Origin of the sequence: Candidatus Latescibacter sp., from assembly GCA_030692375.1 — a bacterium.
Classification (GTDB): Bacteria; Latescibacterota; Latescibacteria; order Latescibacterales; family Latescibacteraceae; genus JAUYCD01.
In genome coordinates this window covers 1-18,534 of sequence record JAUYCD010000022.1, presented here as the reverse complement: position 1 = coordinate 18,534, position 18,534 = coordinate 1, and the positions used below count along the sequence as shown (strand labels likewise).

The following is an 18,534-nucleotide window of genomic DNA, read 5'->3' as shown; positions in this document are numbered from 1 at the left end:
ACGGGCAATGGAGCTTTATATATTAAATTAGCAATAAGTGTGCCTGAAATCTTATGTTATTGTTTACTATACGCTTATGAATATTATCACCAAATTTTCTATTTGAAACTGTCCGTTTTATGTCCGATAACGGACAGTAAGTGTACGAATTCGGACAGTTGCGGACAGTTTTCTACTTTTTCTAATGGTGGTATTGTGAAAAATTGTGATAGGGAGGAGGAATTAAAAATAAATAAAAGAAAAGAGGTTTTTATACAATAGTATTACATTCCCCCGTGTGGAGCAGGATGTGTGAAAAATAAAAAGGGGGTTTGGAGAAAAAAGCGACTTTTTACATAAGACTTTTCCTGACAATGGATTTTAAAGGATCATCAATCTTTTTTTTTACTCTATGAATTTCCATCCATTATAGATATTTTCAAGTATACGATTTACTTCTTTTCCCACAGAACCTGCCACTCCCGGTTCCCGGTCATCCAGGATTGCTTCAGTAAAATCAGCGACAAGCGGCAGGTGGGCATTGGGATGAGCAGGATGCTGCTCTGTCCGCTCTTTTGCGCGGGTTTTCACCACCATCGTTCCCTTATTCAGTACAGGCACGTGCAGAGAGCCATCGGTTCCGAAGATGTCCAGGGTGTCCTGATGCTCGAAGGAAGCATGGGTAACAGTAAGAACCGCCCGCGTCCCGGCGGCAAAGCCGAGAAATGCAGTCGCAGTATCCTCTACTTCCCTCACGAACGCCGCCCTGCTGATAAAACCCGCTGTGAAATCTGCCTGCCCGAAAAGGTTCAGCAGCACCTCGATACGGTGGCAGCCGAAATCGAACATGGGACCTCCGCCTGAGAGATGCTTTTTGAGAAACCAGTATCTTCGGTCGGAGGGATCGGGATTGTAGTACTCGAAGGCGTTTATCTGGCATAAAACAGACTGTCCGATTTCCCTCGACTGAAGTATTTCCTTGATCCTTTCCACAACCGGGTAAAAATGCCGGTAGTAAGCTATCCCAAGCTTCACTCCGTGCGCGCGGCAGGCGTCAATCATACGGTCGCATTCCACTGAAGAGAGAGCCATCGGTTTTTCACAGAGAACGTGTTTCCCCGATTCTGCCGCTGCGATTGTCTGTTCGCAGTGCAGATACACCGGCGTGGCAATATACACTGCTTCAATCTCGGAATCCCGGAGGAGTTCCTGCCAGGTAGCGTACCATTTCCGGGCGCCGAATTCAACGGCGAAGGCTTCGGCAAGCTCAGCCCGGGCGCGGCTGACAGCGGTAAGTTCACACTGGGGCAGGTCTCTCAATGCCGGAGCGACACGCTTCCGGGCGATGTCGCCGCAGCCTATAAGGCCCCATTTCACGGTTTTCATACATGCTCCTTTTTGTTACCAAAGAGAATGAAGGGATTTCTCATAATCCGGATCGGTCCAGCACAAATCACCGAGCAGGTGAGACAGGGGGTCGTAATCGAGAGGACCGTAGCCCCAGTGCGCGCGACGCCGGAAACCTTCCGCATAGTCAAACCTTCCCGACAAGGCGCCGACCTCCCGTGAAAATGTTTCCATGAGCCTGAGATAGGCATCGATTCCCTGGCTTTTGTCGAGCCATTCTTTCTGTGTGCGATGGAGAGAAAGCATCTTCCTTTTTCGCTCGAGAACGGAGCCGATGTTTACATACTGTCCCGGCCGAACCTGTCTTCTCAAAGAATCACTAAGGCCGTGCGGCATGGCATGGTAGAGGACTGTTTCCCCGTTCCAGGGGGGCAGGGGCGGATCGGTTCGGTAATTGGGCATTCCCCGGACAAACGCTGCCGTTGCAAGCAGGCGGCATGCATTCTGGTGGTCTTCCATGTAATCGTCGGGTGAAGGGACAAGCAGGATGTCCGGTTTGGATTCTCTGATTACCGCTGCCACTTTGGCGAGAAGGAAAGGTTCGTAGAAAATCTGGATGTCATCCACAAGGGGAGGGAACAGGTGCGCCCCGGCTTCACGGGCGGATGCTTGAGCTTCCTCACTGCGCATAAGAATGATTTCTTCTCTGGAATATTCATCGGTTCCGCACGAACCGTTGGCCAGGGTAAAAAAGTGGATTTTCGCACCGGCCTTTTTCAGGAGCAGGAGAGTTCCCGCCATCATGAACTCAATATCATCAGGGTGCGCCGCTGCCGCAAGCACAGTGAGATTCTTTTTTTCTTTTTCTCTCATTTCAGCTCCTGGAAATGATACTCTGAAAATGCTTGCCAGAGTCCAGAGAGCGGCGCAGCCGCGTGAGGAAAATAAAAACAGAAAAGCGCCGATTTTGATAAATATACACAGAAAACATGCCCTGCGCTATGGGGGATTCGCCCTGGCTGATCAAACGCAACTGTCCCTGTGAGGAAGCGGAAGGCCTATAATAAAAGGTTATTTACGAAATTTTTTTTTTTTTAGAATAGAAATTGAAAATAATCATGATTTTTCGCTTGTTTTTTTTTAAAAGCGGCTCTACATTAGGTCTGAATGTTATGTTTAAGAAAATTTTTTTTAAATAGATTATGACTTGTGTTTTTTACGCTTGACAAGCTTCTTTATAGTGTTTATCATTGGTTCATCATGCGTTTAGGATAAATTTTAAAATACTGATTAATTTTAATCATTATAAAAGTTTACATGAAGCCTTCAGGTTGGTCAAGGAGGTGAAAGTCAAACCTGTTGGGTTTTTCTTGTAGGGCATAACGGTAATAATACTCCATGAGAATGGGAGAATTAGACTGTCATCTCCCGGAGAGCATACTTTCCTTTCCGGTTATATGTGTGGAGGTTACATTGCGGAGATGTATTAAATACTGTGCAATGATTGTGTTTCTGGTCGGGCTCGCGCTTCTCTCATTTGCGAGTCCATCTGCAGCTAAGGTTGCGGTTGTAGATACTACATGGACTACATGGCCGAACACAGTGTATTACTTTTTTGGTAGAAACAATACTAAGCAAACGTTGGGACCGAATGCCCCTTACACCGATATTAAGGTTCACATTACAGCCGTGGATAAATATACTCTTTATATCAACGGCAAACAGATAGGCTCGGATGACAAGTGGCAGACAGTAGAGACATATCCTCTTACCGGTAGTTTCGCGGAACTTTATATTGCGATAAAGGTGGAAAATTTCGGTAAAGGTAATGGAAACGGGCTCATGGTGGATATTGAAGCCGGCCCTGACCGTTTTGGGACATCCACTGTGAAGAGACGCGCGGAGCAGGTAATTAAGGCTAATGTACCGACCATGGTCGAGTACCCGGCGCGGTGGTATTATTTTTCAGGCGACATCGAAACCACGTTTAATAATAGTTATAAGAGAACTGACTGGTATAACTTCGATTATAACTTGTTCGATGATGCCGCCAAACTCGGTTTCAAATGGGTCATGCTCGGTAATATCGGGAATATCAACTACCTGCCGGACAATAAGGTAGAGGTTGTTACCGGTTATAACGGGGACGTTGATTCCGGCGTTCCGACGAATGGGGGCATTCAACTCAGAAGGATCGATGGGGAAGATATCGCGCTCAAGAAACCCGCTCAAGAGCAAAACTTAGTTGACGGCGATCTGACTCAAGGATTTAATTATGTGATGGATCCTCTGGGTACATACAAACAGGTGGACCTGGTACAACTCTACCGTGTTAATAAGCTGGTTCTCTACACCGGAGACACCAACCCCCAGAACTGGCCGAGTTATTCTGTAAGAGGGTTTTCCGCACAAATATCTCTTGACAACTTCCGCTATGAAGAAGTTGGAGTCATCCATGATACCGGTGTAACCAACAAGGATAACGGCGGATTCGAACATGCCGAGGTTACTTTCCCCGCGCAGATGACACGATATATACGGTACTTTATCACGGAGTCGAGGCTCTATCCTCCGAATATCGGCGAGATGATGGTGTACGGTACCGGTTACACGTATAGCGGCGTGTACGAGTCCCCTGCAATAAATTTCGGTACTCCCAATACGCAGAAAAATTTTTCCAGTATAAGCTGGACGGGTGATTTGCCGAAAGGAACCGGTATTGTTGTTCAGACTGCGACGAAATACCGGCTTGCCGATGGTACACCTTCTGCCTGGAGTAACTGGAGTCCCTTCCATTCCGAGACGAATTTCAAATTCGATTCTCCTGAACCGGCCACTGAATTCAAATACAGAGTGACACTGTCTACCGGAAATGTTGATAGAACGCCTGTTTTAAAATCCCTCAAGGTAACCTATTCACAGATAGATCAGCCTTTGGCTTCCGCCAGAGCCTCCATATCACCGATAGCTGTGCCCATGGGAGCGGATACGAGTTTCGTATTCAAGCTTGAGTATACTCTTGTTTCCGGAACTCCCAAACAGGATATCAAAAAAATTGTTATCTCTGTGCCGAATTTTTCAAAAGTGGATTCGGTATTCAGTTCAGAGACCAAGAAACTTGTCAAATTCACCTCAAGTTCCACGAATGACAGTCTCTATATTACTCTGGCAGATTCCCTGGTTAATGCCGATAACAAGAGTCCCGACATTCTGCGGGTATATTTAAAAACCAGTATTTTAAAGAACCTGCATGAGTTCGAATCTTTTGTGTATAATTCCCGGGCCAATGACGGCGCAGGCGGTATAAATGTCTGGGAAAATACCGATGAGAGTTGGACGGTCAAGAGCAATACTGTTTTGGCTGATATGTTGTCAGATGTAAAAGCGTTGCCGAAAGCGTTCACTCCTAATGGTGACGGTGTCAACGACTTCACGGTTTTTGAATTTACGCTTACGAAGGTTGATATTCCTACTCCCATTTTAATCAAGATTTACAGCACGGAGGGTACCTTAGTCCGAGAGTTGTATAATAATCGTCTCTCCGCTCGAAATTACCGGATTCCGGACGGCCCCACTGGTCTTAAGGCAGGATCAGCCGCTGATGCGAAAAAGCTTCCCGGATATTGGGATGGAAAAAACAAGGATGGAAAACTGGTGCCGCCGGGAGTTTACATTTATCAAATTATCGCAAAAACTGATGGAGGCGATAAGGGTAAAACCGGTACTGTGGCGGTAGCTTATTAATGAAAGGTTCTCCGCTGTATAGTGTACAGTATCCTAGTTGATATTACATAATCTCGATTTTAACAGCACAAATTGGACGGGTAAATAGGATATGGTAAGTAAAATGTGGAAGAATTTACGGAAAACGGGTCAAAAACGTAAGCTGAATCATGTTCTGGCTTTCGCTGCCGTAATGGCGGTGTCTTCTGCGCAGTTGGCGCAGGGCGCTTTTTTTGACACGGCCGGCAAGAGCGCTCGCCCGATGGGGATGGGTGAAGTGTTTCTGACTTCGGCGGGGGATGCTTCCAGCTACTGGTACAATCCGGCCGGGCTGGCGAAATTGGAGAAAAGACAGGTTGGTTTGTCGTACGGCATTCCGGTTGCTGCGGTTTCCGGTTTGAACATTTCGCAGGTTAATTTCGCCACTCCGTTGGGAAAAAGAAGCGGGTTAGGAATTGGCGTTTCCTACGGTGGTATCGATGTGGCCAGCGATATGGTGATAAGCGGCGGTTATGCCCTGTCCCTGACTGACAAGTTCGCCCTGGGCGGCAATGTAAAAATCATGCGCTGGTCTTTTGAAGGACAAAGAGATGTTTATAACGGCAAAACTGATGAAAACATCTCTAAAACCGCCTTTTCGCTGGATTTGAGCGCTACCTATGCTCTGGGCGAATTATTCGGTTTGGGAACGTTCACCACCGGAGTGTATGTCAAGGATGCCATCATGCCCAATATTTCCGAGTCCGGCGATGAAGGGGGCAAGCTGCCCGTGGAGCCAGGTATCGGTCTCATGATGCAGAAAGAGTCGCTGATTGTGGAAGGTGATGTCGCCCATGCCAGCGGAAACACAATTATCAGGGTGGGAGCGGAATCAGGGATCACCGGATCTAATTTGAAAATCCGTGCCGGCGCGATATACACCGGCGATTTCAAGGGCAGTCCTGAAAAGACCGATGTCAACCTGGGATTAGGGTATGTTTTCGGGTCGGTAATTTTCAATTATGCCTATAACATTCCATTTCAATTCAAAAACACTGATGGAAAGCATTACGTTTCTTTCGGGGTTTCTTTCTGATTCCATGCATCAGCTTGAAGTTTGAAAATGATTGACGATTGAAAAAATCATGCTGATGAGGGTACAGTTGACATTTTTAAAATAGTGATTATGGTATTTGCTCCGTTTTATTGTATCTGATGAAAGGGTGATTCAGAATACAATTGATATAAATACAGTGCCGAAGAATTTTGAGAGAGAGATGCGAGTTTCACTTAGAATACAATGTTTCTCCCCAAAAACCATCGACAGTTTCACGGGATAAATTTACATTCTCTGCATCTCTCATAAGGCTGATTCAAGGGATACGATGTCAAATCAATAAATTAACTTCTGGTGATGATTGATGTAGGAAATCAATACATACATGGTAATTGTCCTGGAAGCGATATCCTTGACAAATAATTCATCACTCTCTTATCAGAGGCGATTAGATAATGTATAAACGGGGAAAGAGAATGGCTAAAGGGAAATGGTTAAACAACTGGGTGCTTTTCTTGGCAGGCGCGGCGTTGTTGATCGTTGCAGATTCGGGTTATTGCCAGTTGTTGTTTCGGACTGGGATGGAATCGGAATTTTACGGAAAAACCGGTTATAACAAATATGGACGGTCCATCGTAAACAGAGCAGCAAACCCAAAATATGACGAATTCGGCAATTATGTTATGGATGGGCTCCGTATTTTTGAGTGGAATGAAGAAAAGCGTGAGTCCCGGGCAACCAAAGCTGATGCTGCATTCAGTAGTATTTTCAAAACTAACCCGATAGACGAAGGTGAATATTACCGTGCGTACTTGAATAATCTTGTTATGGTAAATGAAAGCACCAAGGATTTTTCAAGCCGTATGATAGTTGGCAACGAAGTGCGTGCGTATTTTTCTCCGTTAACCCTTGATATGGCGGCATTGAACGGCTTGAGGTGGGATACTAATTTCGGCTACAACAATCTAACCTTCGTAGCTTCACGGGCAGATATTCCCATGTGGTTTTCGAGGGAATATGTTGAGAATAAAATCAGAATGCGTCTCTTGCCGGTTTATCTGACCGGCGGTCATTTTGAAAGGCAATTCGGTATAATAAATGTCGCAGCCAATTATGTCAACACCTATAAATCCGATAGCACCCAGGGACGTACGTTCAGCGCAAACAGCATTTTTTCCGATATCCGTGATTCTGTGACCGGGAACATGCCTCGTCCCATACAGGCGCAGTATTTCCCCGAGCAGGTAAGTATGCTCGTGGTGAAAGTTGAAGATGGGAGCAGATTCGATAATGACAATGGGCCTCGTCTTTATGATATTTATCCGGTTGTCGAAGGTCAGCCGAGGAAAGATTTATTGGTAGGTATTACCCGTGGAAATTGGCAGCAGGATTTTTATGATGTTCGGAAGCAGGTAGATAATCCGGCATTGGACTTCTATGAAAATGTATATATGCTTAACCCGAAGCGTATTCCGCAATATTTTAAATTCTCAAAGTCGCGGCTTTCAGCAGATCCGAATTTACCGGCGGATTACCTCATGTTGCGGAAAACGTTAAATGATCCCATTGCGGATATAAGCTCGTATACCGGAACGCCGAATAAATATTATGAAGTAAATGGAAACGATTATCTGCTCTTCTGGTTTCAAATCCCTAAGAAGCAAGGCATAGATAGTTCGGGCAAAGCGGCAAGTGTGCCGGTGGAAAACGTGGAATTTAGAGCCAATGTAGCGAATGATTACAAAATAAGTATATCCGAGGTATACCAGAATATCGATGCATCAGCATATGGAAACGAAATGGCGCGTTATTTCACTGTGGTGAAAGAGGCTTCCGGTAATATTAAAGATTTATCTAATATCAACTGGGTTTCTTTCAAATACGGTATTCAGATGGCTGATATGATCATGGGGATTAGAGTGAAGTCTCAGATAAAGGGATTTGATCTGGTGGCTGAATTTAACAAAAACTTTAATTTCCGCCAATATCCGCACTATCTGGCCACCAAATACCATGAAGACGCAGAAGCATATTATATCAATGTTAAGAAGGAGTTTAACAAGTTTACCATCGGGACCGAGTACTTTAATATTGACCCGAACTATACGACATCATTCGAGAATATTGATCCGGCTTATAAGGAGTTGCAGAATATTCCCGTTTCGGCATGGGCAACGGAGTTCTATGCAGATACTTCGGGGCGTGGAGGCGGATCCGCACCTTCTGTATCGTCCTCCTATCTTAACAATACCATGGTTATTGATACTGTGGATGACAATGATGACAAAGACCGGTTCCCGGATTTCCATCTCTTTTCACAAGTAAGAGATATGAACGGTGTTTTCCCGGGATTGGATAAAAATGGTGATGGACGGCCTGATACCAATAAGAATGAAAATTTGATTCCTGATTGGGCGGAACCGTTCCTGCTTTATGATACTGACCCTGATGAATATGATTACGGCGATGATTTCAACAATAACCATGTGCTCGATAACCGTGAAAATGATGATAAGCCCGATTATCCTTACAATAAGGATTCGCGCGGTTACCACTGGTTCGGTTCTTATGGGTCTGATCAGGGATTGAAACTCACCGCCGGTTACATTAATTTTTCACAGATAGCCGGAGGCGGTGTTAATAATGTTAAATATGGGAAAATCGATTATACGAAGTTTATCCCGTTTTTTGCTACCGTAGCTTTTGGCACCCAATTCAAAAAGGTACAAGACACTATCCAGGATGATGTCTTCAGATTTCAGCGACGTCTTACGACTACTTTACGGGACTCTCTCATGTACCAGTATGATCCTTTCTATCTTAATCAAGGTTTAATTGCAAACAAGTACTATGATCCTCTCGAGTACCGGGATAGTTATGTAAGTACCTCATTTTTTGAAACGAAGCTTTTCAGGATTCCGAATTTAACGATTGATATTAAGGCAAAGTATGACTTGAATCATCAAAATTCAACTTCAGTTCAGAAAAAGAATAACAACATTGACTGGAACCATATCCTGAAGGCGGATTATCGATATTATTTCCATAATTTACTGATAATGCCGCAGGTAAAATTCATGGCCCGTAAATATACGAATGGCAATGGGATTGAAATGACATTACATGAACAATATTTCTATCCTATTTTGCGTGTTGAATATCCTCTTACGATCAGCACGACATTTAAAGCTGGCGCCCAGGGATTTCCCGGTTTGAACAGCACAGTGCGGAACCTTGTGAATCCGCAGCTCGATTATGATACAAGAGACTATCTGTTTATGGTGACAAACCGGTCTTTCTATAATGGATATGATTTTAGTTTAAATATGGGATACCAGTTAAATTGGCAGGATTTAAAGGGAGAAGCCCGCAGCACTTTCAGCAAGTCTCGCAGTCTTTATTTCATCCGTCTTGTGGTCGGAATGGAGCCGGTAAATTAAAAATTCGTTATCAAAACACGAAAGGTTGTGATGAGAGATGAATATCGGGTATGCCTTTTTAGTTGTGATTGTTGGTATGGCGTACTTTGTGTCCGGCGTACCGACACCTGATGAAATGCAGGCAGAATTTTCCGCTGCCCAAAAATTCTATGCTTCCAAAGCATATGACCAGTCTCTTGAAAAGTATGATCAGGTTTTCAAAATGCAGAGCCGTTTTCTTGATGATGAAAAAGTGATTGCCGAATATGGGAATTTGAGATGTCCCATAAAGGACCTCACACTGTACCAGTCCGGTAATTCGTATTTTCAAATGGCAAAAGACCAGAAAAGTTCGGAAACTACTGCCAAAACGGACAGTGATAAAGAGAAGGCAAAAAAACTGGCGCTCGAATATGTGCAGAAAGCAAGTGATTATTTTACCAAAACCCAGGACAGGTCTAAAGTAGATGAACTGCGCGCCCAGTCACAAAACCGTGTTATTGAGACATGGTACTTGATCAATGATCATGAAAGGGTAATTCAGGAAGGGAACAAGCTGATTCAGAATTACCCAAACAGCTCGTACGTATTGAATGCCATGTATAATATCGGCTGGGCATACTACGACACGAAAAAGTATGATCAAAGCATTGATGCATTTACCAGGCTGTTGACTCGTTTCCCAAGCGGAAATCTTCCGGATCGCGCGTTATTCCAGGTAGGCGAGGCATATTTTGATCAGAAAAAGTTCGCCGAAGCCATTCCATACTACCAGCGGCTGGTAGACAAGATGCGTATCAATGAGATGACTGATCAGGAAATCCAAAAAATCCAGCGCCAGAAACTCGCCGGACTGGCCGACCAGACAGCTCTTGACCTTGCCGCTAAAGCTCAGTTGAAAATTGGCGCCAGTTATGCGGAGGTCGGAGATTTCAAACAGGCTGAGGCAGCGTACAAACGTGTTGCCGTACTTTTCAGGTTTGATAAGAATCTTATCTCCGAAGCCTATAGACGACTTGCCGATATGTATTTCGCAAAAGGTGATCTTGAATCATCCATCCAGGCTTACCGTGATGCCATTGACGAAGTGAATGACAAGATTTTCCAGGCAAAGATGCAGGTAGAAATAGCCAAAAGATATTTTGACAATTTTATTTTTGATAAATCGCTGACAGAGTTCACCAATTACATCAACATTTATAACGATGTTGCATTACGAGCCGGATTTGATCTTGATAAAGCTTTCTATTATCAAGCCCGTTCATTTTATGAAAATGGCTCTACATTGTTGCGAAAAAAGGAAACTCAGCTAGGTCAGGATAGTATCGCCCAATCCATTAAAACCTATGAACGAATATTGAAAGATTATCCTGAATCTGATTTGAAAGCGGTCGTCTACTATAACCTCGGCTTAGCCTACCAAAAGACCGGAACACCGGAATTCATCCAAAAAGCGATTGATGAGTATAATCTTTTAATGAAGGAATTTCCTGAAACGCCTTACCGCCTGGGGTGTTATTATCAAACGGCAGTCGGCTTACAGGAGATGAAGAAATTCGATGAAGCTATAGGGCTTTACACTAAAATTATTCAAGAATTTCCCAAAGATGAGTATATTCATAATGCCTGGTTCCAGTTGGCTCGCTGTTATAAGGATGCCGGGAGAGAGAACGAAGCGGTTGATCCATTCTTGAAAGTTTCGCGAAAGGACAAAACTCTCTTTACCACTGCCCGTCTCTTTGCTGCACAGACCCTCATAAAAGAGTCAAAATTCCAGGAAGCTCTGGATGCAATGAAATACGCAGTTGAAGATACCGGCGCTGTTGACGGGGTTTATCGTCTTTCGCAGTTTTACATCATGATGGGAAGCGCATGCAGAAGCATTGCAGAAGCCCAAAAAGATAGTACAAAGCTTAACGATGCCCTCACCTATTATAACAAGTCGTACGATCTCAATGTTCCGGAAACTCGCGAACAGACTTCTGTGTATCGTGCCACGGTACTTATTGATTTGGGTCAGTACAACCGCGCTGAGTCGGATTTGAAAGAATTGATGAACAGTACAGATCCGAAAATCAAACGGGACGCCCAGATGCGTTTGGCCATGATCAGTGTCAGACAGCAAAAGAGCGCCCAGGCAATCGATACCTATCTCGGTCTGTATAATTCTACACAGGATCCGGTTGAAAAACTGGGCTTTTTACGTAATCTCATGCAGATCAGTTTTCAGGCGCAGGACAACGCCAATCTGACAAAATTTGCCGCCATGATGATAAACTCCGACATTGCTGAAGGCAAAAAGCCGGAAAATTCTGAATTTTATTATAAAGAGGAAGCTTATTATTACCTGGGTATTTTTGCGGAGAATCAGTCAGATTACAAAAAAGCCGTTGAATACTATAGTGATGGGTATAAAAAGTTTCCTAATTCAGTTTATTCCAGCGATATGCTGATCAAAGTCGCTGCGATGTATCTAACAAAACTTAATACAGAGAAAGATGCTCTCGATATTTCTGGAGATTATTTCAATCAATACATAAAAGCATTTCCGAACACGGCGATGACCGAAATGGCCCATTATTATCTCGGATTCTGCTATTATAACGGGCGCAGGTTTCCCGAGGCTCTAAACGCATTCAAATCATTTTCTGATAGATATCCGAATTCGGAATTTACCGCTGAAGCAATCTACTATTATTCTGACTGTAATTACAATCTCGGAAACTACTCAGAATCGGTAAATGGTTTTAATGCCGTAATAACAAAGTATCCTAATCATGAAAAGGCTGAAGAAGCGCTCTTCACCAAAGCCTGGGCGCTTTTGGACCTGCAGAGGGAAGATGAAGCCATGGCAACCCTTCGGCAGATGGTTGATAAGTACCCGAAAAGTAGATTTGCTGCGCAGTCTCTGTTCAGTATTGCCGACTCGTATTACAATGCCCAAAAATATGAGGATGCATTGAATACCTATCAGGAAGTTCTTAAAAAATACCCTGAATCTGATGTCGCGAAGAAGATTCCGGATACGATAAATGAACTTAAAGAGACCGTTGCATACGTTGAATATGAGAAAGCGTATGAGCCTTTCGGAAAAGCTCGTGAAGGGAAAGCGGATCCTGCTACTGTCATGGGTTGGTACCGTCAGGCTGCCACAGGTTTTGAGGCAGTCATTTTGAAATATCCTGGAACCGAGAGTGAAACCGGTGCGTTATCTAATGTGGGGATAACTTACGAAGAATTGGGTGAATGGCAGAAAGCTGCTGACGCATTCGATAAGGTTATGAAGAAATTTGAGTCAACCGGCGCTGTTACTCAGGAAGCTTTCACATTTGCTAAGGCGCATAAAGATTATATCGTTGCGAACAAGTTATAAACTCGATATAAAGAGGGAGGCAAAATTGAGTATGTTAAAGGCAGCATCAATCACCGGCTTGTCTGTACTCCTTTTCTTTAGCACTCTGGGAGTTACGTTTGCACAAAATGAAGAGAGCTTTGTGCGTGCCGCCACGGTATCGAAACGAGAAGCAGTGGTTCTTTCCATGCTTTTCCCCGGTCTTGGTCAAATGACAGTCGGACAAAAAGTCAAAGGTGTGACTTTTTTCCTCGCTGGAGTAACGTCACTGGCTATTTTTGTGAATAACAATGAAAACTATAAGACCAATCTGGATACCTATGACAGAGACATTTCCATTCTTTCCGGTATGGCGACTGCGAGGAGAGGAAGCTATGACGGCAAGGGCGGCGCTTTAAAGCTGTATACAGATTTAAAGAGTAAAAACGATACTCTTGATAATCTGAATTCGACCAGAAATACTGCTTTGATTGTAGCAGCGGCTGTTTATGCGTATAATTTATTTGATGCAATATTCTTTACTCCATCCTCAAATGAGAGTAAAAAAGCTGAAATACGGAAAAATATTATAGTAGAATCAGCTCTGGTTGACAGGAAACCAGGCATACTAGTGTCAACAAGATTTTAGGAAAAGGAGATAATTTCAGTGAAAAGGATAGTATTTTTCCTGGCAACAGCGCTGATAATTACAATAGCCTACGGTTGCAGCAAAGATAATGTGGCGCCGTCTTTCAGTGTATTTGAACAAACCAAAAGGCCGGTGAACCTTGTAGCCTCATTCTTCAAAAACACGGTGGCAAAAACTGATTCGATTCGGCTGACATGGAGTATGCCTGATACGACATCGGTCACAAATTATCTGGTATCCTGGTCCGATTCAAGCGTTTTCGATCTCGGCAAGGTACGGGACGAATATACAAACAGCTTGAAGACTACCTATACATTACAGACCACAAAGGTATTGAAAAGTATGGGATATACTACTGTTCCGGATACCTTGTTGCATGTTGTATACTTTACTGTATCCGCTCTATATAACAACAAAACCTTGACTGATTTTATCGGCCCGAGAGCTGTTGTGGACAGCGCTCTCGTCAATTGGAAATAACACAATGTTAAGGAAACAATACTGAAAGGAGATGGAGTACCATGATCGAGATTTTCAAAGCCGGCGGCATTTGTATGTGGCCTCTTCTGGCGTCAGCTCTCACGGGTTTGGCTGTGGTGTTTGAAAGAACGATTACCCTGCATCGCTTGCCCAGCCCAAGAAGTTGTGAAAAACAACTCAATGACCTTGAATCGGAGTTCGATAAAGGGGGTTTGGAAGCTGCGGCAAAGAAAGTTGCCAAAGGCAAGGGTGTCATGAATTATGTTTTTGCACGTCTTCTCAAGAGATTCGACACTCTCGCTGCGGAAAAACGTGATCTTACTGCACGTCGCAAGGCAATAGGCGCCTCGTTAGAAGCGTCTGATCCCGTTACCAGATTCCTTACACAGCAAGGTGATTTGAATGAATTCCGTGAAGAATTGCTGGTGACCATTGATGAATCGGTAAAAGGTTATGTAGGCAGATTCCTTCCCGCTCTGGCAACGGTCGGCAGTATCTCCACTCTTCTCGGACTTTTGGGAACCATTACGGGAATGATTTCCGCGTTCAACTCCATTGCGGCGTCCGGTACCGGCGATCCGAAAGTGGTGGCTGCAGGTATTTCCGAGGCGCTGATCACCACCGCAACCGGTCTGTTCATCGCTATTCCGTCGGTGGTTATGTATCGGTATCTGGCCAATAAGGCGGATTCATCGCGCGCCAGCATCGAACTGTATGCCGTATCGTTCGCCAACACTTTACTTGCTCAACTGGAGAAAGTAAAATAACTGTATGGGGGGGGCGATCATTTATGATTATTAAAAGAAAAGGAACTGAAATAGAGATTGGAGAAGCGGCAATGGATATGACGCCCATGACCGACTGCATTTTCCTTCTCCTGATATTCTTTATGATAACAACCACATTCATCGATGTTAGAGGCCTGGTCGTTGATTTGCCCGGCCCTGCAGATCAACAGGAAGAACAGCAGCAGAAAAAGAAAGATATCAATGTAACCATTTCCTCTGAAGGCCAATACACCGTTGCGGGTTCTCCTGTACCGGCTGAAGCTTTGGCCAGCGCCATAAAAGGAGCCATGGAAGAGAATAACAATAAAAATGTTATTTTCCAGGGCGATCCCCAGGCGCCTCACGGTGCAGTAATATATGCCATGGATGTGGCTAAAGGGCAGGGGGTGGAAGGCATGGCCTTTGCAGTCGAGCAGCAGGCCCGGGGCGCCGGGAATTGATTTAGTTCATTTTTGCGGAGATTTCGATGTCAAGAAAAAAAGATGAAGAACGAGAAGGACCGGCAATGGATATGACACCGATGATCGATTGCGTGTTTCTGCTGCTTATCTTTTTCATGATCACCACGGTGTTCAAGAATCCGGCTCAGCTCAAGATGACATTACCCGACGCATATAACCCTGCAAAGCTCGATAAAAAACAGATTATTGTGGAGTTGGATGCTGAGGGTACAATCCAAATCGGTGGGAAACCTGTGACTTTTGATTCGTTCGACTCTTTTCTGTTGAATGAAAAACAGAAAACAGGAGATAAGTCGATTGTCATCCGCGCTGACAAAGCCGCCAAGCACGGCGATGTATTAAAATTGATGCGCCTGACTAAAGCAGTTGGAATAGAAACTATTGCCTTATCAACCGAGAATATAGGCGTAGATAAGGATACAGGACAGGAAACCGCATTTGACAGGGCAAAAGCGAAGAAAACGAAATAACCAGAATTTTTAACCTAAGGACAGGTGATTGGCAATGCAGGAGCAGTTCAAATCCCGATTTTCCGGATTCTCCGATGTCATTGACATGGAGAAACTGGAGAAAGAGACACAGAGGCTTTTCTATTTAGGGCTTCTTTTGTCGATCTCGATGTTTGCTGCATCCGCCTCGTTTTTCATGTTCAAGAAGACGGAAGTGAAGGTGGTGAAACCGCCGTCCATGGAGTTGGTGATCCGTCGTCCGCGCATGACCAAAGCATTCGAATTCAAGAAGAAACGGGTGGCCCAGCGTATAATGCAGAGAAGAGAGATCGAGCAGCGCAAGCCTACCGCCGATATTCAGACCAAGTCCATCCAGACCACGGATTTGATGGGGACGGTGGCGACATTTGATTACACCACGGAAATGAAGATGGATGTGGGGCAGGAAGTGTTTGTGCCCCAGGCACTCAACATCCAGATGACCGCTACCCGTGAGCCTGAGAAGACGATTTCGATGAAGGAGGAGATGATCTCGCTCGATGACCTGGACACCGGCCAGTACAAGGCGATGGTGATTCAGGACCCGAACAACAAGCAGAACATCAAAGGCTTTATCTATATCGGCACGGCATGGGGCGCACAGCTCAGGCCGCCCGACACTTTAAAGCGGTCGGTGATCCAGCTTGTGGAGGCGGTAAACCGCCATACCAATATCAACGCCAAAGTGGATGCCCACCTCTTCCTGGATTCGCGGAAGATTTACGAAACGCCGTTTGTGTATATAATCGCCGATCAGGCATTTGAGCTGACCGAGATCGAGCGGAAGATTTTCGGGGATTATCTGCGCAAGGGAGGTTTTGCAGTAATCGACAACGGAGAACCTTGGTATGAGTTCGGACAGGCGGAAGCCTCGCTTCGTCAGATGCTGCGGGATTCGTTGGGGGCCGATGCAATATTTCTGCCTATTCCCAATGATCATCCGGTATACCATTGTTTCTTCGATTTCAATGACGGTCCGCCCCAGGGATCTGAGATGTATAAAATGGTGACCACAGATTCAGCGGCCCTGCAGGGGTACACGGCACGCGGCATGACCATGTCCAAGCCGGTGCTGTACCTGGAGGGGATCACCATTGACAACCGTCTGGTGGCGATCTACTCGGACAAAGGGTATGCCTTCAAATGGAAAGATGTAACCAATAACGATCCGCAGCTCAAGATGGGAGTGAACATGATCGTGTTCGCCCTCACCCAGGCCGGCGGCATCGCCCAGCAGAAGATGGAAATTTTCTCTGCTGTCCAGTAATGTGTGGAAAAAGACTAAAATCCATAAACTGTTAAACAGAAGGTGGAATTGGAAATGTCCTTACGTGTAAGAAAGAAAATAATCATTTCCAGTATCTTTGTTTTACCGCTGCTTGTGCTGGCTAATTGTTTCCTGTATCCTCCTGAAATCAGATATAGTTCTTATCTGGTACCCAATCTTGAGGAAAAAGATCCTTTAAAATCTCTGGATAAGGATACAGGAGCACTTATTTATGATCTGGGCGGTTCAAGCGTTGTGGTGAGATACGTGAAAGAAGCAGAATTGAACGCCCTTTTCCCTGATGAATCGAGGAATGGGGAGTATTCAACAAATCCATATACCTATGGAAACTGGATTGAACCTAATGTTGGATACACACCGAATCGATTTACAGTGTTTAGCGTGACCTTGATCAACAGAACTTTTCCAAAGATGCGGCTGGATCCGACCAATGCGGTTCTCATTACCGATACCGGTGAAACGTACCACGCATATACGGTAAATATCGCTTCTGCAAAATTCGGAAAGAGTTTTGAGGATTATTATCGAACGTTGCTTGGTCAGTCCGGGAATGAATTCTACCGCTACGAGATGCGCCTCGGAATGGTGCGTGGCAAAAGCTTCGGACTTGAGGGGGAAATCTTCCGCGGGGACAGCTACACTGGTTTGATAACCTTTGACCCGTTGCGGCCGGAAGTAAAAAGGGCTACACTGGTTCTGAATGATGTTGTTTACCGCTTCGATGCATTTAATCGCCCTTCAGATTCGAAAACAATCTCCATCAATATCGATCGAAAGATTGATATGGTGACTGTTACGAGAGAAATGAGGCAGGCGGAATTGGAGCGGGAAAAAGTCAGAGTTAAGGTGACCGACCCGTCTCAGTTGGTTAATGCCCGTACCAATGATACAGCCCGAAATAACCGTGCTATTAACCAGATGCTTGAAGCAAATGTATCCCAGATGGAAAAGTGCTTCCTGGATAGATACCGCAGGGGGCAGGTAAGCCCGGGCCATATGGGTGTTTCGTTCACTATCGATCCCAGCGGAATTGTTTCAAAACAAAATGTTGTTGAGGTGACCGGTATCAATAGTGAACCTTTCATGAACTGCATTCTCGATGTAATCAAGACGTTGAAATTCGAAAAAATCGAGAATATGCCGCTTGAAGGCACAAACATCGTAAAAGGTCCCGCCCTTCCGGTTAATGTATTATATCCACTTGACTTTACTGTTTATGTAGATCAGACTCAGAAATAGCACGTAATAAAAGGACAGTGCTTTTTCCATCTTGAGAGAGGGATGTAAAAAACTTCCCTCTCTTTTTTATTATTTTTAAGTAAATACTGTTATATTGTTCATTTCATTCTCATTTTACTAGTGTTAAGTCAATCAGATAATGTCTGGTGCTGGAGTTTCTTTTTCTTTTTCCCCCCTTAAAAAGGGGGTCGCCGCTCAAGCGGCGGGGGGATCTTTATTCGCCGGGAAAAAGAAATCCCCCCTGCCTTTGGCATCCCCCCTTGTTAAGGGGGGAATATGAATCCAACTTTATTGCATTGACTTAAC

The 18,534-nt window shown here is 44.6% G+C and carries 13 protein-coding genes; 11 read left to right on the top strand and 2 right to left on the bottom strand.

Annotated elements, in window-relative coordinates; all coding sequences use genetic code 11:
* Positions 1-384: 384 nt before the first annotated feature.
* Positions 385-1,365 (bottom strand): Gfo/Idh/MocA family oxidoreductase, encoded by a 981-nt coding sequence (locus tag Q8O92_01585; GenBank protein ID MDP2982007.1) that lies wholly within the window; start codon positions 1,363-1,365, stop codon positions 385-387.
* A gap of 15 nt (positions 1,366-1,380) precedes the next feature.
* Complete coding sequence (locus Q8O92_01580) at positions 1,381-2,199, bottom strand: PIG-L family deacetylase (protein ID MDP2982006.1); 819 nt, start codon at positions 2,197-2,199, stop codon at positions 1,381-1,383.
* A 600-nt stretch (positions 2,200-2,799) separates the two neighbouring features.
* Between Q8O92_01580 and Q8O92_01575 the strand changes: the two genes are divergently transcribed.
* The 11 genes from Q8O92_01575 (at position 2,800) to Q8O92_01525 (ending at position 18,228) form a co-directional block, all read left to right on the top strand.
* Positions 2,800-5,070: a hypothetical protein gene (locus Q8O92_01575; GenBank protein MDP2982005.1), complete on the top strand. Its 2,271-nt coding sequence runs from the start codon at positions 2,800-2,802 to the stop codon at positions 5,068-5,070.
* Positions 5,071-5,173: 103 nt separating this feature from the next.
* Positions 5,174-6,124 carry a hypothetical protein gene (locus Q8O92_01570; GenBank protein ID MDP2982004.1) on the top strand — a complete coding sequence of 317 codons (951 nt, stop codon included), beginning with the start codon at positions 5,174-5,176 and terminating at the stop codon, positions 6,122-6,124.
* Positions 6,125-6,561: 437 nt separating this feature from the next.
* Positions 6,562-9,525: a hypothetical protein gene (locus Q8O92_01565; protein ID MDP2982003.1), complete on the top strand. Its 2,964-nt coding sequence runs from the start codon at positions 6,562-6,564 to the stop codon at positions 9,523-9,525.
* A 37-nt stretch (positions 9,526-9,562) separates the two neighbouring features.
* Complete coding sequence (locus Q8O92_01560) at positions 9,563-12,877, top strand: tetratricopeptide repeat protein (GenBank protein ID MDP2982002.1); 3,315 nt, start codon at positions 9,563-9,565, stop codon at positions 12,875-12,877.
* A 31-nt stretch (positions 12,878-12,908) separates the two neighbouring features.
* Positions 12,909-13,484, top strand: a complete 576-nt coding sequence (locus tag Q8O92_01555; protein MDP2982001.1) for a DUF5683 domain-containing protein — start codon at positions 12,909-12,911, stop codon at positions 13,482-13,484.
* Positions 13,485-13,502: 18 nt separating this feature from the next.
* Complete coding sequence (locus tag Q8O92_01550) at positions 13,503-13,964, top strand: hypothetical protein (protein MDP2982000.1); 462 nt, start codon at positions 13,503-13,505, stop codon at positions 13,962-13,964.
* A gap of 41 nt (positions 13,965-14,005) precedes the next feature.
* A complete protein-coding gene (locus Q8O92_01545; protein MDP2981999.1) occupies positions 14,006-14,731 on the top strand; it encodes a MotA/TolQ/ExbB proton channel family protein in 726 nt (241 codons plus the stop codon).
* 23 nt (positions 14,732-14,754) lie between these two features.
* On the top strand, positions 14,755-15,192 hold the full coding sequence (locus Q8O92_01540) for a biopolymer transporter ExbD (GenBank protein MDP2981998.1): 438 nt from the start codon (positions 14,755-14,757) through the stop codon (positions 15,190-15,192).
* Positions 15,193-15,218: 26 nt separating this feature from the next.
* Entirely contained in the window at positions 15,219-15,683 is a 465-nt protein-coding gene (locus Q8O92_01535) for a biopolymer transporter ExbD (GenBank protein ID MDP2981997.1), read from the top strand.
* A gap of 34 nt (positions 15,684-15,717) precedes the next feature.
* Positions 15,718-16,968, top strand: a complete 1,251-nt coding sequence (locus tag Q8O92_01530) for a DUF4159 domain-containing protein (protein MDP2981996.1) — start codon at positions 15,718-15,720, stop codon at positions 16,966-16,968.
* Positions 16,969-17,010: 42 nt separating this feature from the next.
* A complete protein-coding gene (locus tag Q8O92_01525) occupies positions 17,011-18,228 on the top strand; it encodes an AgmX/PglI C-terminal domain-containing protein (protein ID MDP2981995.1) in 1,218 nt (405 codons plus the stop codon).
* Positions 18,229-18,534: the final 306 nt, after the last annotated feature.

Excerpts from the sequence above, each read along its gene's own strand:
- Q8O92_01585 (MDP2982007.1), bottom strand. The coding sequence starts at position 1,365 with ATGAAAACCGTGAAATGGGGCCTTATAGGCTGCGGCGACATCGCCCGG.
- Q8O92_01530 (MDP2981996.1), top strand. The coding sequence starts at position 15,718 with ATGCAGGAGCAGTTCAAATCCCGATTTTCCGGATTCTCCGATGTCATT.
- Q8O92_01580 (MDP2982006.1), bottom strand. The coding sequence starts at position 2,199 with ATGAGAGAAAAAGAAAAAAAGAATCTCACTGTGCTTGCGGCAGCGGCG.
- Q8O92_01565 (MDP2982003.1), top strand. The coding sequence starts at position 6,562 with ATGGCTAAAGGGAAATGGTTAAACAACTGGGTGCTTTTCTTGGCAGGC.
- Q8O92_01560 (MDP2982002.1), top strand. The coding sequence starts at position 9,563 with ATGAATATCGGGTATGCCTTTTTAGTTGTGATTGTTGGTATGGCGTAC.
- Q8O92_01540 (MDP2981998.1), top strand. The coding sequence starts at position 14,755 with ATGATTATTAAAAGAAAAGGAACTGAAATAGAGATTGGAGAAGCGGCA.
- Q8O92_01535 (MDP2981997.1), top strand. The coding sequence starts at position 15,219 with ATGTCAAGAAAAAAAGATGAAGAACGAGAAGGACCGGCAATGGATATG.
- Q8O92_01545 (MDP2981999.1), top strand. The coding sequence starts at position 14,006 with ATGATCGAGATTTTCAAAGCCGGCGGCATTTGTATGTGGCCTCTTCTG.
- Q8O92_01555 (MDP2982001.1), top strand. The coding sequence starts at position 12,909 with ATGTTAAAGGCAGCATCAATCACCGGCTTGTCTGTACTCCTTTTCTTT.
- Q8O92_01570 (MDP2982004.1), top strand. The coding sequence starts at position 5,174 with ATGTGGAAGAATTTACGGAAAACGGGTCAAAAACGTAAGCTGAATCAT.